Raw genomic sequence first — 24,479 nt, 5'->3', positions numbered from 1 at the left:
CTGAAGGGATGATATCGTAAAAATACAGACATGAGGATGGCCATCCTCCTGTTTCAAATTATTGTTTACAGGAGGAATCTTTCATGAACAAACGAACTGTCGGCTTGCCGGCACCTGACTTTGATCTTTTATCGACCAAGGATCTGTCATCACTGAATGAACGGATCAAGTTACGAGATTACCAAGGCAAATGGCTGCTTCTGTTCTTTTATCCCTATGACTTTTCTTTCGTCTGCCCAACGGAACTTCGTGCCCTGTCCGAACGTTATGAGGAATTTAAAGATTTGGATTGTGAAGTGATCGGAGTAAGTACGGACAGTATCTACACGCACCGCGCCTGGATTCAAACACTGCCGGCCGATAACGGTTTGGGAGCGATCCGCTATCCTTTGGCTTCAGACCGAACAAAAGAAGTGGCCCGGGCCTATGGTGTGCTGAATGAACAAACAGGGGTGGCGGAACGAGGTTTGTTTATCATTGATCCGCAAGGAATCATTCGTTATCAGGTGGTTACCGATGAAAATATCGGCCGTGACGTCGATGAAACGCTGCGTGTACTGCAAGCCCTGCAGTCCGGCGGCCTCTGTCCGGCCAATTGGAAACCGCAGAATTGAATTTTATCAAATCCAAGGTGAATCTCGTTTAGAGAGAAAGATGAATAAGTAATCCTGAAGGTGGTGACTGTTTTGCAACAGGACAGCTTTAAACAAATCAGAGAGAACCTTTCATTCCGTGAGGAAAATGGAGAAATCCTGCTTTATTTTGGAGAGGAGCCGGTCGGAAGGATTCCGCAAAAACTCCTCAGCGCCGACAGGAAACAAGCAAAACCTTCACCCAAATTCACCCGATCATATGTTGAAAATTGTGATTTGGGTTGGTGTTAGTGACCCGGAGCTTGCCCCGCCATGCCTGAAGACAGGGCTCCTGCGAACGGTCACACAGACGACCGGTTTTTTGGCAGACTCTGCCCGCAGGCCCTTCCATACTCTGCTGCTCCCTGATTTAGCTTTAGTTCCTCAACTCCGGCAAAACGGGACGGACTGTTTTTTTGCAACAACCCCATATCCACAGTTTTCAAAGGGATGATACCATTCTGATAAAATCCCGTCAGTCATTCGCAAAGGTATAAAAAAAGGGGGGGCATCATCCCCCCTTTTTTTATTGCTGACGCTTCATCATCTGTTGTTGCGCCATTGCCACAAGACGTTTGGTCATTTCACCACCGACCGAGCCATTGGCCCGGGCCGAGGTATCCGCTCCCAACTCTACCTGTTGTTCTCGAGCGATCTCCTCTTTCATCTGGTTCAGTGAAGCTCGGGCACCTGGTACAAGCAGCTTGTTCCTGTTTGCCAAATTCCTCACTCCCCTTGAATCGGATGGTGAAAGATCGTCTTGCTTCAGTTAGTTTGTGCAATCGGCCACGCATTTATTGTTTCTTCTGCTACCTTGTTGTCTCCGCCATCTCCGCTTCGATTTGCTTCATCTTCTGCTTCATGCGCTCGCGATCCCGCTGCAAAATCGGGGCGAGGAACTGTCCGGTATACGAACCGCTCGTCTCGGCCACCTGTTCGGGTGTTCCGGCAGCAACCACAGTCCCTCCTCCGCTTCCGCCTTCTGGACCCATGTCAACAATATAATCGGCGGTCTTGATCACATCGAGATTGTGTTCAATCACAAGAACGGTATCCCCGTTTTCGACCAATCTGTCCAGCACCCGAAGAAGACGGGCGATATCATCAATATGGAGGCCGGTCGTCGGCTCATCCAGCACATACAGGGTGCGTCCTGTACTCCGCTTGTGCAATTCCGAAGCGAGCTTGACCCGCTGCGCTTCCCCGCCCGACAGCGTGGTGGCCGGCTGCCCCAGCTTCATATAGCCGAGTCCCACATCATAGAGGGTTTGCAATTTGCGTTTGATGCGCGGGATGTTCTGAAAAAAGTCAAGCGCCTCCTCCACCGTCATCTCAAGGACATCGGCCACGTTTTTCCCTTTGTATTTAATTTCAAGGGTATCGCGATTATACCGTTTCCCTTTGCACTGCTCGCAAGGTACATAAACATCGGGAAGGAAGTGCATCTCGATTTTGATAATGCCGTCGCCACGGCATGCTTCACAGCGGCCGCCCTTCACATTGAAACTGAACCGGCCCTTTTGATAGCCGCGTACTTTTGCCTCCTGCGTGGAAGCAAAAACTTCGCGAATATCGTCAAACACCCCGGTATAGGTGGCCGGATTGCTTCGCGGCGTACGCCCGATCGGCGATTGGTCGATGCTGATCACCTTGTCCAGATGATCAGCCCCTTCAATTTTCTTATGCTTCCCGGGAATGGTTTTGGCTTTGTTTAGCTGACGAGCCAGCGCCTTTAACAGGATTTCGTTGACCAGGGTGCTTTTCCCGGAACCGGAGACGCCGGTCACGCAGGTAAACACCCCGAGCGGGAATTTCACACTGATGTTCTTCAGGTTGTTTTCCTGCGCCCCCACGACTTTCACCCATTTGCCGTTCGGCTTGCGGCGCTCTTCAGGAACGGGAATAAATTTGCGTCCGCTCAAATATTGTCCCGTTAACGAACGCTCATGGTTCATAATCTCCTGCGGCGTTCCGGCGGCAACCACCTGTCCGCCATGCGCTCCGGCACCCGGTCCGATATCGATGATATAGTCGCAGGCGAGCATCGTATCTTCATCGTGCTCCACCACGATCAAGGTGTTTCCCAAATCCCGCATCTTTTCCAAGGTGGCGATGAGCCGGCTATTGTCCCGCTGGTGCAATCCGATACTCGGCTCATCCAGGATGTAGAGCACTCCCATCAGGCTGGAACCGATCTGCGTGGCGAGGCGAATCCGCTGCGCTTCCCCTCCTGACAGGGTGCCGGCGGCCCGGTTCAGGGTGAGGTAATCCAGGCCGACATTCACCAGAAATCCGAGGCGCTCCCGAATCTCTTTCAACACCAGCCGGGCGATTTGCATCTCTTTCTCGCTCAGCTCAAGATTCTCAAAAAAGGCGAGTGCTTCTTTGATTGACAGTCTGGTCACATAATCGATATTTTTACCGCCGACGAGCACATGAAGCACTTCCCGCTTCAATCGAGCTCCTTTGCATGTCTTGCAGGCCTTGGTCGTCATATAGGTTTCGATCTGTTCGCGGATCAGTTCCGATCCGGTTTCGCGATAGCGGCGATTTAAATTATTAACAACTCCTTCAAACAAGGTGTGCGCTTCCCTGGTGAAGCCCATGTCATTGGTATAGCGAAACGGAAACCGCTCCTTGGAACCGTGAAGGATCAGATCCTTCTCCTTCGGGCTGAGCTCTTTGAAGGGTTTGTTGATATCGATTTGAAAATGGTCACACACTGCTTTCAAAAGCTGCGGATAGTAGTTGCTGCTGGATGAAGCCCACGGTTCAATCGCCCCTTCTGCCAGGGAAAGGGACGGATCGGGAACGACCAGATCAGGGTCGATTTCCATATGACTGCCCAAACCGTCACAGGTGGGACAGGCACCAAACGGACTGTTAAAGGAAAACATGCGCGGCGACAGTTCATCCAAACTGAATCCGCACTCCGGACAAGCCAGGTTGGAACTAAACATCAATTCCTCACCACCGATCACATCAACAAGCACCTCGCCGCCGCTCAGTGAAAGGGCGATTTCCACCGAATCGGTCAGCCGCGTTTCCACTCCCGGTTTCACCACAATCCGATCGACGACCACTTCGATCGTGTGCTTTTTATTTTTCTCCAGCTTGATCTCATCGGACAATTCCATCATCTCGCCGTCGATCCGCACGCGCACATAGCCCTGAGCGGCAATCTCTTTCAACAGCTTGACATGTTCTCCTTTTCGTCCTTTCACCAAAGGAGACAAAATCTGGATGCGCGTCCGCTCCGGAAGCTCCATCACGCGGTCAACCATTTGCTGGACCGTTTGTGACGTGATCTCAATTCCGTGTTCGGGACAATAAGCGTGTCCCACCCGCGCAAACAGCAACCGCAGGTAATCGTAGATTTCCGTCACTGTTCCCACGGTAGAACGCGGGTTGCGGCTGGTCGTCTTCTGATCGATCGAAATCGCCGGCGACAGGCCTTCGATCGCATCCACATCCGGTTTATCCATCTGGCCGAGAAACTGGCGGGCATAGGCGGACAGCGACTCGACATAACGTCGCTGCCCTTCCGCATAGATGGTGTCAAAAGCGAGGGATGATTTGCCGGAACCGCTGAGTCCGGTCACAACGACAAACTGATCCCGCGGAATCGTCACGTCGATATTCTTTAAATTGTGCACCCGCGCACCGCGGATTACGATATTCTCATGTGCCATCTGCCTTTAACCCTCCGCTTTCAGTTCCAGGATCAGATCACGCAATTCAGCTGCACGCTCGAAATTGAGTTCCTTGGCCGCACTTTTCATCTCTTTCTCCAGAGATTCGATCAGCTTGATCCGTTCTTTTTTCGTCAATGCCTTCGCCTTTTTGTTTGCTTCGTATTCCGCCGGCTGTTCCGCCACTTTGGTCGCTTCGATGATCTCATGCACTTTCTTGCGGATCGTCTGCGGCACGATGCCGTGTTTCCGGTTGTATTCCATCTGGATTTTGCGCCGGCGTTCCGTCTCATCGATGGCTTTTTTCATCGAGTCGGTAATCGTATCGGCGTACATGATCACTTCTCCGTTGGCGTTCCGTGCCGCCCGCCCGATCGTCTGGATCAGGGAGCGTTCCGAACGGAGGAATCCTTCCTTATCGGCATCGAGAATGGCGACCAGGGAAACTTCCGGCAAGTCCAATCCTTCCCGAAGCAAGTTAATGCCGATCAATACATCAAATTCACCCAGGCGCAAGTCACGCAAAATCTGCATCCGTTCAATCGTTTTGATATCCGAATGCAAATAGCGCACCCGAATCCCCATTTCCTTCAGGTAATCCGTCAAATCCTCCGCCATTTTTTTGGTCAGGGTGGTAACCAGAACCCGCTCGTTCCGTTGGATCCTCTTTTGAATTTCCCCGATCAAGTGGTCGATCTGTCCCTGGATGGGATGAATGTGAATTTGCGGATCAACCAGACCGGTGGGGCGGATAATCTGTTCAACCACTTCCGGCGCTTTCTCCAGCTCATAAGGTCCGGGCGTGGCCGAAACAAAAATGATCTGGTTGATCTTGTCCTCGTATTCCTCAAATTTGAGCGGGCGGTTATCCTTGGCGGACGGGAGGCGGAATCCGTGCTCCACCAGGACATCTTTCCGCGCCTGATCCCCGTTGTACATTGCGCGAATCTGGGGAATTGTCACATGGGACTCATCGACGATCATCAAATAATCATCGGGGAAAAAGTCAAGCAAGGTATACGGCGGTTCGCCCGGCTTCTTCCCGACCAGGTGACGTGAATAGTTTTCGATGCCGGAACAGAAACCGACTTCCCGCATCATTTCCATATCGTAACGTGTCCGTTGTTCAAGGCGCTGCGCCTCCAGCAGCTTGCCCTGATCCCTCAGCTCTTTCAACCGTTCTTCCAGTTCCGCCTCGATATCCCTGAGCGCCCGGTCCATCACACCGGAACTTGTCACATAGTGAGAGGCCGGAAAGATGGCCACATGCTCGCGTTCCCCGAGAATTTCCCCGGTCAGGACATCGATTTCACGAATCCGTTCAATCTCATCACCAAAAAATTCGACCCTGACCGCCTGCTCACTCCGGGAAACAGGGAAGATCTCCACCACATCCCCGCGCACACGAAAGGTCCCGCGGGTGAAGTTCAAATCATTGCGCTGATACTGGATATCGACCAGTTTGCGCAAAATCTCGTTCCGATCCCGTTCCATACCGACGCGCAAAGAGAGAACAAGGTCGCGGTATTCCTCCGGTGAACCCAAACCATAAATGCAGGAAACACTCGAAACGATAATCACATCGCGACGCTCAAACAGCGCGCTGGTAGCGGAGTGGCGCAGCTTGTCAATCTCATCGTTAATCGAGGCATCTTTTTCGATATACGTGTCCGTCGCCGGAACGTACGCTTCCGGTTGATAATAATCATAATAGCTGACAAAATACTCAACGGCGTTATGCGGGAAAAACTCCTTCAGCTCCCCGCACAGCTGGGCCGCCAGCGTCTTGTTGTGAGCAATCACCAAAGTCGGTTTATTTACACGCGCAATGGTCTGCGCAATCGTAAACGTTTTTCCTGTACCCGTCGCACCCAGCAGGGTTTGAAACCTCTTTCCCTCCCGGATGCCTTTTACCAATTGATCAATGGCCTGCGGCTGATCTCCTTGAGGCTGAAACTCAGAAACGATCTCAAATTTCCTTTCCATCCGATTCACCTCTTTTCCACTCTTCGTATTATATCATATCGGTTGACATAAAGAGAACGTAAGTTCTGTGACTTGTGCTGTTCCTCCGTTATACGCCTCAGGTTCCTGCCTCAAGGATTCCCTTCTGCGAAAAAAAAGAACCCCGTGCAGCAGAGGTTCAAGATAAACTTTCAAACAGGCGTGCTGATTTGCATGTAATTCGGGAAGTTTCAGGGAGAGGAAAGCGTTTTATACTCTTCGATCGGTTCCGCCTCCGGGTCGGGAATGGCTCCGACCACGCCCAAGTGCCGGGGATCGTCTTCATACAAAACTTTCTGCATAATATGGTGGTCGTTCCGCTCATCGAGCACTTCCAGTTTGCAAAAAGTGGCATTTTCCGAACAGCGGATCAAATCCTCCATTGTCCGGATGCGGCTGCCATTAAACCGCTGGATGATATCCCCTCTTTTCAATCCCATCTCAGCTGCCGGCGACCCGGGAACCACTGCCAGCACCTTCATCCCCTTCTGATCGGAAACGTATATCGGTTCCCTTCGCTTTTCAGCCATCCTCCCCCATTGATAAATCATTTCATGGGCCATGAGCGCAAAGGCAGCGGCAATCCAGACCGCTCCATCCCAAACGCGCATCAGGCCCAAAATGGCGCACAGTCCGAGGCCATAAAGAAGAGTCAAGGTGGAAACCAGCCGTTTTTGCTGTTTCAGCGGTTTGGAGAGAGTGACGCTGCTGAAGGACAGAAAAACAGGCAGGGCAAACGGATGGGCTTGATGAAAAAGAAGCAGGGGAACCGGCCATCCCTGTTGCAGCATCAGCCCGTTCACCTCTTGCCCGCCGGCTCGTTCGGCAATGATCGGATAAGCACCATAAGCCCCGTCCAGCCGGATCAGGAACCATTCCAACAGATGGAGAATCCCGACCAGCCAAAGCCAGTAGCCGATGGAAAAATGCTGCAAATGGCCGATCAGTTGATTCCACGGAGCCCCGACAGGCGGAAGAGGGAATATTCGCAAAAAAAGGCTGGCCAGGGAGAGCAGCCCGACGGAATAAGCCAGGCAAACGAAACGAAATCCGGCAATCGCCAGCAAAGCCATACACCCGAGAACGAAAAGCCATTCTTCCTCTCCAATTCCCCAGTCAGACACAAGCAGACAAAACGAAACGAACAGACCGGCACCGGCCCCCAGGAACAAAGTCCGGAAAAAAAGGGATGTTGGGGACTTCAGAGTACAACCAAACCGCTTTTGTTCATAATGTTTCAGCCAGGCTGCATAAGCAAGCGAATAACAGACGGACGACAGATAGGCGGGATGCCAAAACACAGAAAACCACTCCCATAAGAACGGAAGTGGGGCCTTCCACAACAAACCCAACTTTCATTCCTCCAAATCAGGCATGTTTCTCAGCCACAAATACTGGACTTAAACAGAGGGATTACTGCTTTCCAACCATGCAATTCAATACGCCTGCCTTCAAATAAAAAATAACCCCAACGGAAATTATTGGGGTTATTTCTACATTCAGAGGGAAAATCCCTTTATTTCATTTTTTTCTTCATCCATTCAATCGCCACTTGCAACGGAACGTCATTTTTGGGGTCCTGCAGGAAGTCGATAAACGCTGAACGGAGCTGATCGGCGGTTTTCCGGTCAAACTGTCCGGTGACCGGAAGATTTTTCGTCTCCTGGAACTCCCTGACCGCCTGTTCGGTACGGCCGTCAAAATAGCCATCCTGCCGTCCCGGATTGTAACCCAGTGCATCGAGGATCATCTGCATGTTTTTCACATCACCGGAGTTGTCATCCCGTTTTAACGGCTTTGACGGCTGTGGCGGAATCGCCTGCGCATAATCCGGCAGCGAAACCGGCACGTCCGGCTGGATCCCCTTACTGCCGCCATGTTGATCGATCCAGTTCCCTTTTGGTGTCAACCATTTGGCAATCGTCATCTTAATGTTGCTGCCGTCCTTGAAATCCTGCGTCGTTTGCACGGTTCCTTTGCCATAGGACCGCTCGCCGATCAGGGTGGCACCGGCCGATTCTTTCAATCCGGCAGCCAGAATCTCCGAAGCGCTGGCGCTCCCTCCGTCGATGAGCACAGCGATCGGGTACGGTTTGGGCTGATCCAGCTTGGAAGTGAATTTCGTCTTGTTCCCGTTTCGGTCTTCGGTCATCAGCACCACCGAATGATGAGGAACCAGTTCATCCAGAATATCGAGCACGACCGGCAAAATTCCGCCAGGATTCCCGCGAACATCGATGATCAAACCTTTCATCCCCTGTTTTTCCAGGCCGGCCAGGGTTTTGTGAAACTCTTTTGCGGTGTCCTCGGAAAACTGGTTGATGGTAATGCGCCCGATCCGGTCTTGCAATATCTTGCCTTCTACGGTCTCCATGGCGATTTCATCGCGTACCACCGTGATGTGAATAAGATCATGCACACCGGGCCGCATGATGTCCAATACCGCTTTGGTTCCTTTGGGGCCGCGAATTTTGCCAACCGCCTCGTTGATGTCCATTCCTTCCAGGCTTTGCCCGTTCACCTTGATCACTTGATCTTCCGGGCGCAATCCCGCTTTTTCCGCAGGTGAGCCCTTAATCGGTGATACAATGGTCAGGCGCCCGTTTTTCATCGTGACTTCTGCACCGATCCCGGTAAATTTGGACTTCAGATCTTCCTGGAATTGAGAGGCCTGATCCGGGCTCATATAAGTGGAAAACGGATCTCCCAGCGAATTGACCATTCCGGAGATCGCGCCGTCGATTAGCTTCTGGTCGCTGACATTGTGAACATAGTTGGCCTTGATGAAGGCAAAGGCTTGTTTCAATTTGTCGGAATGGGCATCAAAAGCCGCTTCCTGCCGAGCCAGGTCGCTTGAGAACAAAGCCCCTGCTTTCCATTGATCGAGCAGCCCGCCGTCCCCTACCACGAGCACGGTTCCCAAACTGCTGAAAATCATGGCGACAACGACGATGATCGCAACCGTTCTACCTCTGAATATTGTAAACACCACCTTTTGGCCGCTCTTGAGACAGATAGTTTGCCCGGAGCCTTGTACATTTCCAACTTATGATTTGACATGTGAAAATAGTCATCAAAAATACTGCCCCTTGGCAGAATGGAGCAGTCCGACCGACCGCTCCATCCGTGTTACTTCATATAATCCATTGGATTATACGGTTGTGGTCTGTCCCCGTAACCGATCCGCACTTCAAAGTGCAAATGGGGTCCGGTGGAGTTCCCGTTGCTGCCCATGGAGGTGATCTGTTGTCCGGCTTTTACCTCTTCACCCACTTTCACTTTCACCTGATACGGGTAGCTGTGCGCGTAACGGGTAAAGAAGGGCTTGCCGTGATAATCCCCGTGATAAATCGTGATCAGCCATCCATACCCGTAAGAGGGGCGGCTTGATACAACCACGCCATCGGCCGCGGCATAGATCGGTGTCCCCAGGCTCCCGCCAAAATCCATTCCTTCATGAAGCTTTTTCGTATGGAAAATCGGGTGAACACGCCAGCCGAAAGTGGATGTGACCGGCCCGTTGACCGGTTTTCTCAGCGGACCTGTCCACGGGAAATGCAGTTTTCCTGCCTTCCAATCCGCCAAGTTGATTTTGATGATTTCATCTTCATAATCATCTTCCATCGCTTCAACCTTGGACAATTGTGAGTTCGTCTTGTTCAGTTGCGCCATCAACGATTGATAAGCTTTATTTGCCTGTTCAATGTATTTGTTTTGCTCCTTGATCTTTTCATCCAATTTGGCTTTCTCGCGCAGCACATCGTTCAGCACTTTCTGCCGCTCCGCCACCAGTTCATAATCACGCTCGGCGATCAACCGGACTACCTCAAACCGTTTTAAGAATTGGTTAAACGAATTGGCCGAGAGAAGCTGGGCCAGGTAATTGGTCTCCCCTTGCATATACAAAACGCGGATACGAGCCTTAAATTTTTGGTCAACTTCCTCTTTTTCCTTTAATTTCTCCTGATATCTTTCCTCAATCGGGTCCGCTTCTTTTTGGATTTCCTCGATTTTCTTCTTTGCGTTTTCCATTATTTGTTGTTGCTTCGATATATTTTCATTAATTTGATTCTTCTCTTCCAAAACGGACTGCTTCTGTTTTCGGATTTCGTCAATTTTTTGTCTCGTTGCCGATGATACTTCCGCGTGTGTTTCAGAGACCGGAACGCCGGTGACCGCCAACGCTGCCGCCAGCGTAAATGCCAACCATCTCCTCTTCATCGTTTGAAGCGCCTCCCATATCGAGCTGTTCCTGCAAAGGGTTTCTGCGTTCCCCGTCGTCCCTTCCCAAAAGACCAAACGCGAAAAACCGCTGAAAAGCTACAAATCCCGCATCAGGGAGCAACGATTTCTTTCATCTCATCAACTAAACCAAAAAAATGAAGAGCCGACCCCACCGCGAAAAACTGCAACGGGATCGTCCCTCGCCCTTCCCCCATTGGAACCTATTTCAGATACGGCGCAGGGTTGACGGTTTTTCCATCCACATGAACCTCAAAGTGGAGATGTGGCGCGGTGGAATCGCCATTGGTTCCCACTTCGGCGATCACCTGGCCTCGTTTGACGACATCTCCCTTTTTAACCTTGACCGTTTGCTCGTACATGTGGGCATAAAGAGTGGCCAAACCGTCTCCGTGATAGATGACGATGATGTAACCATATCCGTTGGAAGGCCGGGCTTCAATCACTTCCCCTGCTTCCGCCGCACGAATCGGCACACCCAAATCGGCACCGATATCCATCCCTTCATGCATGCGGTATGTATGTTTTATCGGGTGATAGCGCATCCCGTACGGAGATGTGATCAAACCGCCGGCAACCGGCCACAACAGTTTTCCATCACCGGCGGAGAGATGGGCAGAACGCGCTCCCTGCTGCTCCTTGCGTGCCGCATCCTGCTCCGCCTTGGTCACGAGCCGGTTCAATTCTGCCTGCTCTTTTGCATTGACGTCCTCTAAATTCTCCACACTTTGGCTCAGCTTGGCAATCAACTCTTTATGCTCCCGGTAGTCAGCCTGCAATTTGGCATAAAGATTCTCTGCCCGCTCTTGTTTATCCTTCATTTGCGCAAGCATTGCCTTTTGCTTCTGTTCCGCCTTTTCCAGTTCGGCTTTTTTTCGCGTAAGCCCGGCAATCGCCTCTTGGTCAGCTCTGTTCATCATCGACAGCATATCATATCGCTCCAAAAACTGACCAAATGACGAAGAATTTAAAAGCAAGGAAAAATAGAACATGCGCCCTTGCAGGTAGTAATTGCGCACCCGTTCAACATATAGCCGCCGTCGCTTGTCCACTTGCTCCTTCAACCTGGCCACCTGCGCCTGACCCTCATTCACACTCTGTTCGAGCTGCGCGACCTCCAAATCGAGTTGGTTCAGTTGCTTTCTGGTTGTTTCAATTTGGTTTAAAATCGCTGCCTGATCCTGCTGCGCCAGTTTCTTCTTTTTTTCCAGCTGTAAAATCTGTTTATCTCGCTCTTTGATGACTTCCTTTTTCTGTTGGATCTCAGAGGAGTTTGCGCTCGCAAAGGTGTTCGGATGGGGGATTAAAGAAAAAACCAGCACAAAAGTAAACATCCCAGCCACAAGTTTTTGCTTCACCTTGCTCCTCCTCAAATCAATCATTTTTACACTTTCAGGAATCGTCGAACGGAAATGATACTTCCGATCGTTCCGATGGCAACCCCCAGTGCAAAAATACTGATCGTGACATAAATCCCCAGGGAGACGACCGGCATCAGTTTCAGAATCGCTGCTGCTTCACCGGCTCCGAGGACATTATAGAAAACCTGATAAATGGTAAGTACGATCACAACCGGGAAAATAGCCCCGACCAATCCGATGAAGGCCCCCTCAATGAAAAACGGCCATCGGATAAACCAGTTGCTCGCTCCCACCAGGCGCTGGATCTCGATTTCCCGCTGGCGGGCGATAATCGTCAGCTTAATCGTATTGGAAATGAGGAACGCCGCAAGCACGGCCAATCCCAATCCGAAAATAAGGACGATGTTGCGCAGCATACTGGAGAAATTGAGCAACTTGTCCGTCACGCCCTCACCGGCTTCCACGCGCTCAATTTTATCACTGCCGAAATTCTCAATCTGTTTCTTCAGGCTTTCGACATTCTTCGGATCTGTCGGTTCAACCGTAATGATATCCGGGAGCGGGTTTTGCCCTTCTCCGTCCAAATCCTTGAACAGCTGTTCTCCTCCCGGTCCCCATTCATCGCGCATCTGCCTCAGGCCGACGTTCTTGGGGATCAGCGTCGCATTCTTAACGCCCGGAAGCTGCTGAATCTGCTCTGTGAGCTGCCGCTCCTGGGCTCCGGTCATCGACGGGCTGAGTGCCGCGCGAATCGCAACCTGCTTCTCCAGTTCTCCTGCCATGTAGCGGACATTAAAGGCAGTGATCAAAAAGAGCCCGAAGATGAACAGCGTTACCGCCACTGCGCTGACTGCGGCAAAACTCATCCAGGAATTTCGCCGCACCCCGCGGTACGCTTCCCGAAAATGTCGCATCATGGTCTCAATCTTCATACCCATACTCACCTCCCAACTCGTCGCGCACGATCACGCCCTGCTCGATGGCAATGACCCGCTGGCGCATGGTGTTCACAATTTCCTTGTTGTGGGTGGCCATCACAATGGTCGTGCCAAACTTGTTGATCTCCTCGAGCAGATACATGATATCCCAGGAGTTTTCCGGGTCCAGGTTTCCTGTCGGCTCGTCGGCAATAATAAAGCTGGGATTATTGACAATCGCCCGCGCAATCGCAACCCGTTGCTGCTCACCGCCTGACAACTGAGAAGGCAACGCGTGCATCCGGTCGCTCAAACCGACCAGTTCCAGCACTTCCTGCACACGGGGCTTGATTTTACGCTTTGGCGTTTCCACCGCTTCCATGGCAAACGCGACATTCTCGTAAGCCGTCATATTGGGAAGCAACTTGAAGTCCTGAAAAACGACGCCGATCTTGCGGCGAACATGCGGGATTTTCCAGTCGCGGACGCGTTTGACATTCACGCCGTTGATCAGCACGATGCCATGCGTCGGTTTTTCTTCACGGTACATCAGTTTGATAAACGAACTTTTCCCGGCTCCGCTAGGGCCGACGATATAGACGAACTCCCCTTGGTCGATACGCACATCAACGCCACGGAGAGCTTCCACTCCATTCGGATAAACTTTCCAGACATCATGCATTTCAATCACGAAACTCACCCCAGGAAACATGATAAATGATCGTTCACTCTTAATCTATTTTTCTCCTACATTACTTAATAGTACCAAAAAAGGCCAGATCCTTCATCTGGACACCAAAAGTTAAAAAAACCTGAAAATCCCGCTTTTTTCGGCCTCTCCCGAAACTACTTCCCTATTATAACACCATTCTTTCATTTTCCCAGGTATACATTTTTCAAAATCAAATTTTATTCAAATATACAAAAAACCCCAACTGTCAGGAGTCAGGGTTTCATAAAGAAAGCGGTCACCCAATGGCAACTATTGGAAAACACTGGATAGCCAATCCATTATTTTCGCAATTTCGCTTCTCTTGCTGTTCAACGTGGCCATCACTTGTTCTTTTGCCGTCCCGCCTTCACTTTTCCGCGCTTCCACCACTTGTTCCAACGCGATTTTATCATAAATATCCTCATTGATCTGCCCGGCAAAGGAACGAAACTCCGACAATGAAAGATCGGTCAGATATTTGTCTTCCCGAATGCAGTAAAGAACCAGTTTTCCCACCACTTCATGGGCCTGACGAAACGGCATGCCTTTGTTCACCAAGTAATCGGCCAGATCGGTCGCGTTGGCAAAACCAAATTCGGCATTTTCCCGCATCTTTTTTTGGTTTACCTTCATCGACTGGATCATGGGCACCATCAGGCTGAGCGAGCCGGTCAGCGTCCGTACCGTATCAAACAGCCCCTCTTTGTCTTCCTGCAAATCCTTGTTGTAAGTGAGCGGTAGGGCCTTCAATGTCGTCAGCATCGCCATCAAGTGACCAAAGACACGTCCGGTTTTCCCCCGCACCAGTTCGGGAATATCCGGGTTTTTCTTTTGCGGCATCATGCTGCTGCCCGTGCAAAAGGCATCGTCCAAGGCAATATAGTTAAACTCTTCGCTCGCCCACAAGATCAACTCTTCGGACAACCGGGACAGATGAACCATAATCAAGGAACAAATGGAATGAAACTCGACCAGGAAATCGCGATCGCTCACTGCATCCATACTGTTGTCATAAATGCCGTCAAATCCGAGCTGATTGGCCACCATCTTCCGGTCGATCGGGAAAGTGGTGCCGGCGATGGCCCCTGCGCCGAGCGGACAGAGATTCACCCGTTTGAAGCTGTCTTTCAGCCGGTCGATGTCACGCTCAAACATGCTGACATAGGCGAGCAAATGATGCGCCAGCCTGACGGGTTGAGCCCGCTGCAGGTGGGTGTACCCGGGGAGAATCGTATCGATGTGCTGTTCCGCCTTCTCCAGCAGCACCTGCTCCAGCTGCACCAGCAGGCGCACCAGTTCGATCGTCTGTTTGCGCACATACAGATGCAGATCGAGCGCCACCTGGTCATTGCGGCTCCGTCCGGTATGCAGCTTGCCCCCGACAGGACCGATCTCGTCTGTCAGGATTTTTTCGATATTCATATGGATATCTTCATGCTCGACGGAAAAAGCAACTTCTCCCGAACGCACTCTGGCCAAAATCGATTCCAGCCCTTTGATGATTTGCCCCGCCTCTTCCGGGGACAAAATCCCGCACGCGCCGAGCATGGTCACATGAGCGATGCTCCCCTGGATATCTTCCTCGGCCAGTTCCTGATCAAACGAGATCGAAGCATTAAACTCCTCCACCCACCGATGGGTTGGCTTGGTAAAGCGTCCGCCCCAGAGTTTCATTCTCCCCCTCCTCTTTATGCACGCTTGCATAAATATGCGTAGGCAGTCCCCACAATTTAATAAAACCAACGGCTGCTTTGTGATCAAACGAGTCCTCATCCGTATAAGTAGCCAGCTTTTCATTATAGAGGGAATACGGCGACGTTCTGCCCGTCACAGTCGCCTGCCCTTTAAACAGCACCACCCGGACAGTTCCTGTAACAGGCGCCTGCGTTTCCTTGATGAAGGCGTCCAGCGCTTTTTTCAGAGGGGAGAACCAGAGGCCGTCATAGACCAACTCCGCCCATTTTTGCTCAACGGCTGGCTTAAACCGCGCCACGTCCCGTGTTTGCGTCAGATGTTCCAATTCGCGGTGAGCATTGATCAAGACCGTCGCACCCGGCGTTTCGTAAACCTCCCGCGACTTGATTCCCACCAAACGGTTTTCCACATGGTCAATCCGCCCGATTCCATGTTTTCCGGCCAGCTTGTTCAACACGGCAAGCAGTTCGTGGAAAGGCATGCTCTTCCCATCCAGTTTCACCGGAACCCCTTGTTCAAACGAGAGCTCGATCACATCCGGCTCATCCGGCGTTTTGCCGAGCGGATGGGTCCACTCGTAAGCCGCTTCCGGAGGAGCAGTCCACGGGTTTTCCAATTCTCCGCACTCACAGCTTCTGCCCCACAGATTTTGGTCGATACTGAACGGGTTATCGAGATCGATCGGGATGGGAATCCCGTGTTTTTCCGCATAAGCGATTTCCTGTTCCCGCGACATCCCCCACTCGCGCACCGGAGCAATCACTTCCAGTTCGGGAGCGAGCGCGGAGACGGAGACGTCAAAACGCACCTGGTCATTTCCTTTCCCCGTGCAACCGTGCGCCACGGCAACCGCCCCTTCCTCCTTGGCCACCTGCACCAGCACCTGGGAGATCAAAGGACGGGACAATGCCGAAACCAAAGGATATTTTCCTTCATACATGGCATTGGCCTGCAGAGCCGGAATCAGAAAATTCCGGGCGAATAAATCCTTGGCGTCGACAACGATTGATTTGACCGCACCGACTTTCAGCGCTTTTTGTTTGACAAAATCAAGATCCTTCCCCTCTCCTACATCCAGCGCGACCGCAATTACATCAAATCCGTAATTTTCCGAGAGCCACTTTATCGCAACCGATGTATCTAAACCGCCCGAATAGGCCAATACAACTTTTTGTTTTCCCATTCGAATCCCCTCTTAATAAAAATTCATCTTCATGAATTATTATACATTCCTTGCGCAAAAAATCCACCCCCAATTGCAAAAGATAACATTCATGTTTTTTGGCAGTGTAAAATCTCGAATATTTCCCATTCCTAAAAAAGCGCGGGGATTCCACCAACTGGCCATCGAATGCGAAGAGGAAGTTCCCGCAACAAAAAAAGACTCCTCTTTCAACCAAAGGAGTCTTTCTTTTCCTTACATTGATTTCGCACTGTTCTTCACTTCGGCCGGTACGGTAATTTTCCCGTTAAATTCCCCTTTGAGGATCATTTCCAGGTGCTGGTCGACCGCCAGATCAGAAGCGGATATTTTTGTGTCCACCACTTGTTTCGTCTGCTTGAATGTTTTTGCATCAATCCAGATTTGTTGCTTGTAGTTTTCAATTTTAATCTGGTTCGGGTCGATCGTGATGAAGCCTCCTCCGCTTTGAATCCCCGCGGCAATCTGATCCTTCAACATCTTGTCAAAAGAGGGATCGCTTTTCAGAGCGGCATAATCAACCTCCATCAGATAGGAACCGCCCACTTTTTTCACGGATACGCCCTTGGGCAATACATTGCCTCCCAACTGTTCAATCCATTTATCCAGTTGCTTCAACCCCGAAGCCGGGTCATCGGAAGAATCGAGCGAAGAGGTGTCAACGGCAACCGTCGTCCACCCCTGGGGTGTATGGTTATACATCGCATTATCAGCGACATAGATTTCAACCGGAATCGGGCTTCCGTTCGCATTCACCGTTCCTTTGGTGTGCATGGCCACCGGGTGCGTGGTCACATCGACATTGGTATCCATATTCATATTGACCGTTTGTTGTTGCCCAAACACTTTGGTCTGCGTATTTTGTTTCAATTTCATTTCGTAAGTATAGCCTTTTTCACTCATGGCTTCCACTGATTTTTCGATGACTTCAGTCGGAGTCAGCTCTTTTGGTTTATCAGGGGAATCCGAAGCAGAACAACCACTAACCATGAGTGCACCGGCAACCAGGATACTAGAAACACGTAACCATAAATTGCTCATCATTTATCTCCTTTATTAATAAAAATATAATCTATGTACGATAATATCATAAATAGATGTTTCTGTATGTTTCAATTATGTCAAAAATAGATAATTTTAGATATCCCTTCATAATGTTGCAACAGGGGGTTTTCCCGGTGGCGGGTTATAATAAAAACGATCGGAATTTGTCGCCATCATCCGTGAGTGGAAGTTAGACACGCCGTAAAGGGATTGGTGCTCCTGCGCCCGACATTCAGCAAACTTCCACGGAAAACAGGTTCGATTACACGGATCCAGGGGGGATTCAAGTGATACGCACGCTCGTCTATACCACGGACGGGAAACTGCTGGAAAATATACCGCCGGAAGAAATCCAATCCCTTTCCTTTCAGTGGTATTGGGTCGATTTTAACACCCCGACGATGGAGGAAGCGCACCAACTGAGCCGATTCCCGTTCCATCCGCTGTCGGTGAAAGAGTGTTTGCACGGCCTCTCCCGGCCGAAGCTGGAATACTATGAAAACTACATGTTTTATACCATACACAAATTAAACCCCCATACATGGACAGCAGAAGAGATTGCTCTGTTTACCGGCGAAAACTTTCTTGTCTCATTTCACTATCAGGAGCACGAGGAATTGAACGAACTGTGGGAGCGCCTGCTCTCCGACGATGAAACGAGGAAAAAGGGAATCTCGTTCTTCTTATATAAGGTGATGGACAAGGTTGTCGACCAGTATTTCCCGGTTGCGCAAAAGTTGGAAGAGCGCATTGATGAATTGGAAGCAAAGACGAGACGGCATTCGGCCAAAATCCATTTCCTGATGAACGAAGTATTTACCATTCGCGGACAGTTGCTGTCCCTGCGCCATATAGTCTGGCCGATGCGCGACTTGCTCTACCGGATTCTCAATTCAGAACGGGTTTCGCTGACGGCAAAGGACAGGCCCTATTACCGAAACGTTTACGCCCATTTGGAAAAATTGGCCGCCATGATTGAATCGAGCCGGGAACTGACGGCGGACATCCGCGACAACTATCTCTCGCTCAATGCATACCGCACCAATTCGATCATGATGGTTTTGACCGTGATTACGGTCATCTTCATGCCGCTCACCTTTATCGCCGGCATCTACGGCATGAACTTTGACTATATGCCCGAATTGCACTGGCACTACGGCTATTTCGCCGTACTCGGATTGATGGCGCTGATCGCCTTGTTGATGTACATCTGGTTTAAGAAAAAAGGCTGGTTTAACGAAGACTAGAGAGAATCCAGAGGAGACGCAACTTATGTGGAGAAACATCATTTGTCTGGGAAGCGCACTTTGTCTCACCCTTCTGACCGCTTGCTCCGGTCCGGTGACCCACATCGAGGCCGCCAAGACGGACCCCACCCATTCCCATGAAACAAAGGCTTCCGCCACAAAACCCTCACCTGCCGCACAGATGGAACAATTGGAACAAACGCTCCTGGAGCGATACGGGAGTGAGTCGCCCCATCGGTGGGGAGAACACTTTCCCGGGATTATCGACCGTCTCCCGACAAAGGAGAAAGTCATCGCCCTCACCTTTGATGCATGCGGCGGCAAACACGGGAACGGATATGACCGGGAGCTGATCGATTATCTGAACAAGGAACGGATTCCGGCGACATTGTTCATCAACAGCCGCTGGATTGAGGCAAATCCCCAAACCTTTATGAAACTGGCGCATAACCCTCTCTTTGAAATTGAAAACCACGGGACGGAGCATCGCCCGTTATCCGTCACTGGCCGAAGCGCTTACGGAATCGGGGGAACCAAAAATGCCGCGGCGGTGATCAACGAAGTTTTGGGAAATGACCAGCTGATCACCAGACTTACCGGGCGCAAGCCGAAATTTTTCCGTACCGGAACCGCTTTTTATGACGATGTAGCCGTCAAACTGGTATACGGATTGGGTGAAAAGCCTGTTAACTACGATATTCTGGGTGACGCCGGAGCAACCTACAACACCCGTCAGGTCGAACAAGCCCTGCTCACCGCAAAACCCGGTTCGATCGTGATCATGCACATGAACCAACCAAGCCACGACACGGCAGAAGGCGTGATCAAAAGCATTCCGCTTCTCAAGAAAAAAGGCTTCCGCTTTGTGAAACTGGAAGACTATTTACATTAGCGAAATGCCAAAAACAAACGGCCATCCCAGACGTGGACGGCCGTGACAAATCCGAAAAGCGGTTCAAATTACGGGAACCGCTTTTTTATATGAAAGTGATGCAGTCCGGGGTGTGAAGACCTTCCCCTCCTGTTTTTCTTCTCTTTCATCCTGAGGCTGTGCCGATAATCACTTTGCCGAATCATCCGGGATTGGAACAAGATCGAAGATGTCTCCATTTTTAAACGCCTGAACCAACGCACGGAGCCAGGCATAATACTGTTTGGATTTGGCCAATTTTTGCAAGTCCCTTTCCACCAGGGCTGCCTCATCCGGAGACAATTTCGGATCGGTCAACAGATCACGCAGCTTTTGCTCCGTTGAGTTCAGCGCTTTTTCATTGATTTCGATCTCCTTCTCCCATAAATAAACAAAAAATTCAATAAATGAGTGAAACTGGTCCTGTTCTGCCTGATACAAATCCTTGCGGACCCCTTTTTGCCATTTTTTCTGAACCAGTTTTAACCGGGATAATGCCCGGACACCCGTGCTCATGCTCGTCTTGCTCATCCCTGTCAGTTGACGCATCTCATCCAAAGTCATCGGTTCTTCGTGAAAAAACATGATGCCAAAAAGACGTCCCATCGAGGGGCTCAATCCATACATTTCCATCGTTTCCGCCAGCGATTCGATATAGTCGCGGCGGGCTTCTTCCAATTTTTCATAATGCGGCGCCACATATGTCACTCCTTCTCTATCAAATTTCTTGCGTTTTATTCAGAATCAGCCGCGTTTGCATTCACGATTTGGTTAATCAACACATCTGATGAACGACCTGGTTTTCCTTGCAAAGTACTTCACAAATCTTAACCACAAGAAAAATGTTTGTCAAATATGTGAAAGGGCATGGCCGGTCAGGGGCACCCGGCTTCCCTTTCGAGTTTTCATACTTTAATCCCAAAGTTTTGCCGATCAAAAGATGGATGTTTTCTCTACGGAAAGCGGGCTGGGTTGCAGCCGGTCACCAGTCATGATATCGTAAAAGCGTACAGTTTGTACAGAAAAAACTGTACGAACTGTATTAAGAGAGGAGGGAAATGCTTTGCAAACGAAACCGATGTGGATTAACGGCGAGTGGGTTTATGCAGAAGACGGCCAAACCCGGTCCATCATCAACCCCTGCAATCAGGAAGTGATTTCCGTCGTGGCGGAAGGAAACCGGACGGATGCGCAAAATGCAATCAAAGCTGCGCGCAAAGCGTTTGACGAAGGAGAATGGCCCCGGCTGCCCGCCCCGGAACGCGGTGAAAAACTGCGCCGGATTGCCAGTCTGATCAGAGAGGAGAAACATGAATTCGCCCGTCTGGAAACATTAAATACCGGCAAGACACTTGCGGAAAGCGAAGCGGATATGGATGATATCGCCTCCGTGTTCGACTACTATGCCGGTCTTGCCGACAAGGACGGCGGCGAAATGCTTCATTCCCCCCTGAAAAACAGCGAAAGCAAGGTTGTCCGGGAGCCAGTCGGGGTATGCGGGATGATTACCCCCTGGAATTATCCGCTCTTGCAGGCATCATGGAAACTGGCTCCGGCACTTGCGGCAGGCTGCACAATGGTGTTGAAGCCGAGCGAGATCACCCCTTTAACCACGCTGAAACTGGCCGGGTTGCTCGAAAAAGCCGGAATTCCCAAAGGGGTGGTCAATATTGTGACCGGTCCCGGTGAAACCGTGGGGGCTGAACTGTCCGAATCAGCAGATGTTGATCTGATTTCCTTTACCGGAGGAATCGAAACAGGCCGGAAAATCATGAAGGATGCATCGCGGAACATGAAAAAAATCGCACTTGAACTGGGAGGAAAAAATCCCAATATCATCTTTGCCGACAGTGATTTTGAGACAGCGGTCGATTACGCGTTAAATGCCGTTTTTTTTCATGCAGGACAAGTTTGCTCTGCGGGCGCCAGGCTTTTGATTGAAGAAAAATGGCATGACCGGTTCGTTAAAGCAGTGGTGGAACGAGCCAAACGCATTCGGCTGGGAAGCGGGCTGAACCCGGATACGCAAATGGGTCCGCTCATCTCAGCTGAACATCGGGACAAAGTGGAAAAGTACATCGCCATCGGAATCCGGGAAGGCGCCAAGCTGCTTACAGGCGGGAAACGTCCCGACGGCCCCGAATTCGCCCGTGGATTTTTTATTGAACCGACGATTTTTGACCATTGTACAAGCGATATGCGGATCGTGAAAGAAGAAACGTTCGGGCCCATTTTGACGGTTGAAACCTTTCAAACCGAAGAAGAGGCGATTTCCCTGGCGAATGACACCATTTACGGTCTGGCGGGTGCCGTTTGGACACAAGACATGAACCGGGCTGAGCGCGTGAGCCGCGCCTTGAGAATGGGGACGGTCTGGATCAACGATTATCATCCCTATTTCCCTCAGGCTCCCTGGGGCGGCTACAAACAGTCCGGCATCGGGAGAGAACTTGGAAAAACCGGATTGGAAGAATATACAGAGCAAAAACACGTCTATAAGAACTTGCAACCTCAACCGCTGCGTTGGTTTGGTTAATCAAACATTCTTCAGGAGGGGATCTTTATGATGAGAATTGAACAAATGCTCGAACAAAAAGCGTTTGTGATGCCGACAAAAGTGATTTCTGGCATCGGTGTGTCAAAAAACATCGGGGAAGAAGTTAAACAGCTGAACATTAAAAAGGCCATGATTGTCACCGATCGCGCCCTCTATCAATCCGGGATCATCAAGCCGATTGAGACCCATTTAAAACAGAACGGAATCGATGTTTATGTCTTCCACGAAATCACCGGGGAACCGGATACCGAGTTGGTCGCCATGGGGTCGAAAACATTTGCTGAGCAAAAATGTGACGGATTGATTGCCGTCGGCGGCGGGAGTTCGATGGATACCGCCAAAGCGATCGGAGTTGAAGCGGTTCACGGTGAACCGGTCATCCACTTTGAGGCATCGGAAAGAGGAAAATCGCTGACAAAGCGAATCCCTCCATTGGTAACAATCCCGACAACTGCGGGAACCGGCAGCGAAGTGACCCAATGGGCGGTAATCAAAGATCCCGTTCGTGAGATTAAATTCAATGTTGGCGGACCTTTGCTCCCTGCCCATCTCGCGGTGATCGATCCCGAACTTCATCTGTCCATGCCCAAACGAATTACCGCAGCCACCGGGATTGATGCGTTATCTCATGCCATTGAATGTTATACGATGAATCAGTCCCAACCATTGACGGATGCTGTCGCCTTGCTGGCGATCGAATATGTCGGCAAATACATTCGCCGCGCTTATGCAAACGGACAGGATCTTGAAGCGCGCTATCACATGGCTCAGGCAGCAATGCTGGCCGGTCTTTCCTATGGAAGCGATTCAGCCGGTGCTGCCCATGCGATGGCGCAAACGCTGGGCGGGATGATCCCGGTCATGCACGGAGAATGCGTTTCGGCGATCTTGCCCGCCGTGATGGAGTACAACTGGATGGGAGCACCGGAAAAATACGCCCGAATCGCCCGGGCACTCGGCGTTACTGTTGAAGGAATGAGTACGGAAGACGCAGCTAAAGCGGCCGTGATCGAAGTGGAAAAACTGGTAAGAGACCTGAATATCCCCACCCTTCGCCAACAAGGGGCAGATCCGGAACAAATCGATCGCTACGCAAAGGCTGCATTTGAAGATCCACAAACCTTCGGCAATCCACGCGACTTGGATTTGGATGCATACAAATGGATTTACCGCCGTTGCTTTGGGCTGGATGAAACCGCATGATCGGCTATGATGCATCAGCAGCCTTCTTGCGCTCCCCTTTCAGTATTTTTCCGACTATCAGGATCACGACGACAATCAACCCTTCCAGCAGAATTTTTACAAGAGGATTGTCTTCAAACAGGGGAGCGATAAACTTCTCATCAGTAATCATGCGGGCAGCCGTGTAAGCGAGAACGGCCGACCCCAGATAAATGATCCACGGGAAGCGCTCGATCACTTTTAAAAACAGAGTGCTTCCCCAGACAACAATCGGCACGCTGATCAGTAATCCCAAAATGACCAGCAGAAAACTGTCATGGGCCGCACCGGCCACGCCCAATACATTATCCAAGCCCATCACGGTATCAGCGACGACAATCGTCCCCACGGCCGCCCACATGTTCTTGGCTGCTTTGACTTCGCCATGATCTTTTTCCTCATACAGCAGTTTGAGGGAAATCCACAACAGGATCAAACCGCCCGCGAGCAGCAGCCCGGGAACCTTCAACAACCATACAACCGCCAATGTGAACAAAATGCGCACGACCACAGCTCCGGCCGTCCCGAGAAAAATCACGCGCTTTTGCTGTTCCCGCGGAAGATTGCGCGCCGCCAGGCCAATCACAATCGCGTTATCCCCCGCCAGAACGAGGTCAATCACCACAATCGACAACAACGCAGTAAAAAATTCCATTGATAACCATTCCACCGGAATCCTCCCCTTCGTTTTCAGTCCCAAAAAATAGAAAAGACCTTTACTTTTACCGAAAAAGTAAAGGTCTTGCCAACAACGTCGCGTTGCCAACAAAGCCGGGGCCTTCCGCCCGTAATGACGACTTTGCTGTAACAGCTACTCCCCTTTAGCTTGAGTGGGTACGATTTATCCGCTTGTCATGTTCTAACCTATCATACAAAAGGTCGTTTGCTTCCGTCAACCGGCTTGCACCCTGGTATGGCGCAGGTTCCGGCTTTTGTAACAAACTGGTCAACATGCCATCCACGGCAAACCCCAAGATCAGGTCCCATTGTTTCCGTACTCCTTTGCCAGACCCACTCACTTGCGTTGACGCCCCATACAACCGG

19 protein-coding genes are annotated in these 24,479 nt (G+C 50.7%); 5 read left to right on the top strand and 14 right to left on the bottom strand.

Features of this window, described 5'->3' with window-relative positions:
* Positions 1–83: 83 nt before the first annotated feature.
* Positions 84–614 carry a peroxiredoxin gene (locus tag I8U19_RS11155; RefSeq protein WP_198055940.1) on the top strand — a complete coding sequence of 177 codons (531 nt, stop codon included), beginning with the start codon at positions 84–86 and terminating at the stop codon, positions 612–614.
* A 544-nt stretch (positions 615–1,158) separates the two neighbouring features.
* On the opposite strand, the gene I8U19_RS11150 is transcribed toward I8U19_RS11155, so the two are convergent.
* The 12 genes from I8U19_RS11150 to I8U19_RS11095 form a co-directional block, all read right to left on the bottom strand.
* The gene (locus tag I8U19_RS11150) at positions 1,159–1,353 is read right to left on the bottom strand and encodes an alpha/beta-type small acid-soluble spore protein (protein ID WP_033099805.1); all 195 of its coding nucleotides are present in this window, start codon (positions 1,351–1,353) and stop codon (positions 1,159–1,161) included.
* A gap of 88 nt (positions 1,354–1,441) precedes the next feature.
* On the bottom strand, positions 1,442–4,324 hold the full coding sequence (gene uvrA, locus I8U19_RS11145) for an excinuclease ABC subunit UvrA (protein WP_033099804.1): 2,883 nt from the start codon (positions 4,322–4,324) through the stop codon (positions 1,442–1,444).
* A gap of 6 nt (positions 4,325–4,330) precedes the next feature.
* Entirely contained in the window at positions 4,331–6,310 is a 1,980-nt protein-coding gene (gene uvrB / locus I8U19_RS11140) for an excinuclease ABC subunit UvrB (protein ID WP_198055938.1), read from the bottom strand.
* 209 nt (positions 6,311–6,519) lie between these two features.
* Positions 6,520–7,629, bottom strand: coding sequence for a PDZ domain-containing protein (locus tag I8U19_RS17670; RefSeq protein ID WP_152568474.1), 1,110 nt, complete (start codon positions 7,627–7,629; stop codon positions 6,520–6,522).
* A 215-nt stretch (positions 7,630–7,844) separates the two neighbouring features.
* Positions 7,845–9,320: a S41 family peptidase gene (locus I8U19_RS11130; RefSeq protein ID WP_370589198.1), complete on the bottom strand. Its 1,476-nt coding sequence runs from the start codon at positions 9,318–9,320 to the stop codon at positions 7,845–7,847.
* Positions 9,321–9,457: 137 nt separating this feature from the next.
* Positions 9,458–10,549, bottom strand: coding sequence for a murein hydrolase activator EnvC family protein (locus tag I8U19_RS11125; RefSeq protein WP_081943700.1), 1,092 nt, complete (start codon positions 10,547–10,549; stop codon positions 9,458–9,460).
* Positions 10,550–10,773: 224 nt separating this feature from the next.
* Entirely contained in the window at positions 10,774–11,928 is a 1,155-nt protein-coding gene (locus tag I8U19_RS17665; RefSeq protein ID WP_198055937.1) for a murein hydrolase activator EnvC family protein, read from the bottom strand.
* Positions 11,929–11,954: 26 nt separating this feature from the next.
* Positions 11,955–12,863 (bottom strand): permease-like cell division protein FtsX, encoded by a 909-nt coding sequence (gene ftsX / locus I8U19_RS11115; RefSeq protein ID WP_033099800.1) that lies wholly within the window; start codon positions 12,861–12,863, stop codon positions 11,955–11,957.
* A complete protein-coding gene (gene ftsE, locus I8U19_RS11110; protein WP_033099872.1) occupies positions 12,853–13,539 on the bottom strand; it encodes a cell division ATP-binding protein FtsE in 687 nt (228 codons plus the stop codon). The genes ftsX and ftsE overlap by 11 nt, the downstream gene beginning before the upstream one ends.
* Before the next feature lie 291 nt (positions 13,540–13,830).
* A complete protein-coding gene (gene argH / locus I8U19_RS11105) occupies positions 13,831–15,234 on the bottom strand; it encodes an argininosuccinate lyase (RefSeq protein WP_033099799.1) in 1,404 nt (467 codons plus the stop codon).
* The gene (locus tag I8U19_RS11100) at positions 15,176–16,438 is read right to left on the bottom strand and encodes an argininosuccinate synthase (protein ID WP_198055936.1); all 1,263 of its coding nucleotides are present in this window, start codon (positions 16,436–16,438) and stop codon (positions 15,176–15,178) included. Before I8U19_RS11100 ends, argH begins: the two co-directional genes overlap by 59 nt.
* 234 nt (positions 16,439–16,672) lie before the next feature.
* Positions 16,673–17,497 carry a DUF6612 family protein gene (locus I8U19_RS11095; protein WP_033099797.1) on the bottom strand — a complete coding sequence of 275 codons (825 nt, stop codon included), beginning with the start codon at positions 17,495–17,497 and terminating at the stop codon, positions 16,673–16,675.
* 290 nt (positions 17,498–17,787) lie between these two features.
* Between I8U19_RS11095 and corA the strand changes: the two genes are divergently transcribed.
* A complete protein-coding gene (gene corA / locus I8U19_RS11090) occupies positions 17,788–18,747 on the top strand; it encodes a magnesium/cobalt transporter CorA (protein WP_052153976.1) in 960 nt (319 codons plus the stop codon).
* A 25-nt stretch (positions 18,748–18,772) separates the two neighbouring features.
* A complete protein-coding gene (locus I8U19_RS11085; protein ID WP_198055935.1) occupies positions 18,773–19,639 on the top strand; it encodes a polysaccharide deacetylase family protein in 867 nt (288 codons plus the stop codon).
* A gap of 168 nt (positions 19,640–19,807) precedes the next feature.
* On the opposite strand, the gene cudC is transcribed toward I8U19_RS11085, so the two are convergent.
* Positions 19,808–20,356 carry a choline uptake/conversion transcriptional regulator CudC gene (gene cudC / locus I8U19_RS11080; protein ID WP_052153974.1) on the bottom strand — a complete coding sequence of 183 codons (549 nt, stop codon included), beginning with the start codon at positions 20,354–20,356 and terminating at the stop codon, positions 19,808–19,810.
* 379 nt (positions 20,357–20,735) lie between these two features.
* On the opposite strand from cudC, the gene betB reads away from it, so the two are divergent.
* Both betB and I8U19_RS11070 read left to right on the top strand, forming a co-directional pair.
* Positions 20,736–22,193 carry a betaine-aldehyde dehydrogenase gene (gene betB / locus I8U19_RS11075; protein ID WP_198055978.1) on the top strand — a complete coding sequence of 486 codons (1,458 nt, stop codon included), beginning with the start codon at positions 20,736–20,738 and terminating at the stop codon, positions 22,191–22,193.
* A gap of 30 nt (positions 22,194–22,223) precedes the next feature.
* Positions 22,224–23,417, top strand: a complete 1,194-nt coding sequence (locus I8U19_RS11070; protein ID WP_198055977.1) for a choline dehydrogenase — start codon at positions 22,224–22,226, stop codon at positions 23,415–23,417.
* Between the two features lie 4 nt (positions 23,418–23,421).
* Here the strand turns inward: I8U19_RS11070 and I8U19_RS11065 are convergent, their stop codons facing one another.
* A complete protein-coding gene (locus I8U19_RS11065; RefSeq protein ID WP_198055934.1) occupies positions 23,422–24,105 on the bottom strand; it encodes a TerC family protein in 684 nt (227 codons plus the stop codon).
* Positions 24,106–24,479 lie beyond the last annotated feature (374 nt).

Source organism: Thermoactinomyces sp. CICC 10523, from assembly GCF_016055105.1.
Lineage (GTDB): Bacteria > Bacillota > Bacilli > Thermoactinomycetales > Thermoactinomycetaceae > Thermoactinomyces_A > Thermoactinomyces_A daqus.
Note: the sequence above shows the minus strand (reverse complement) of the source record. Positions and strands in the feature narration are given on the sequence as shown.

Excerpts from the sequence above, each read along its gene's own strand:
- uvrB (WP_198055938.1), bottom strand. The coding sequence starts at position 6,310 with ATGGAAAGGAAATTTGAGATCGTTTCTGAGTTTCAGCCTCAAGGAGAT.
- I8U19_RS11085 (WP_198055935.1), top strand. The coding sequence starts at position 18,773 with ATGTGGAGAAACATCATTTGTCTGGGAAGCGCACTTTGTCTCACCCTT.
- I8U19_RS11125 (WP_081943700.1), bottom strand. The coding sequence starts at position 10,549 with ATGAAGAGGAGATGGTTGGCATTTACGCTGGCGGCAGCGTTGGCGGTC.
- I8U19_RS11095 (WP_033099797.1), bottom strand. The coding sequence starts at position 17,497 with ATGAGCAATTTATGGTTACGTGTTTCTAGTATCCTGGTTGCCGGTGCA.
- ftsX (WP_033099800.1), bottom strand. The coding sequence starts at position 12,863 with ATGAAGATTGAGACCATGATGCGACATTTTCGGGAAGCGTACCGCGGG.
- I8U19_RS11100 (WP_198055936.1), bottom strand. The coding sequence starts at position 16,438 with ATGGGAAAACAAAAAGTTGTATTGGCCTATTCGGGCGGTTTAGATACA.
- betB (WP_198055978.1), top strand. The coding sequence starts at position 20,736 with ATGTGGATTAACGGCGAGTGGGTTTATGCAGAAGACGGCCAAACCCGG.
- uvrA (WP_033099804.1), bottom strand. The coding sequence starts at position 4,324 with ATGGCACATGAGAATATCGTAATCCGCGGTGCGCGGGTGCACAATTTA.
- I8U19_RS11155 (WP_198055940.1), top strand. The coding sequence starts at position 84 with ATGAACAAACGAACTGTCGGCTTGCCGGCACCTGACTTTGATCTTTTA.
- argH (WP_033099799.1), bottom strand. The coding sequence starts at position 15,234 with ATGAAACTCTGGGGCGGACGCTTTACCAAGCCAACCCATCGGTGGGTG.
- I8U19_RS11070 (WP_198055977.1), top strand. The coding sequence starts at position 22,224 with ATGAGAATTGAACAAATGCTCGAACAAAAAGCGTTTGTGATGCCGACA.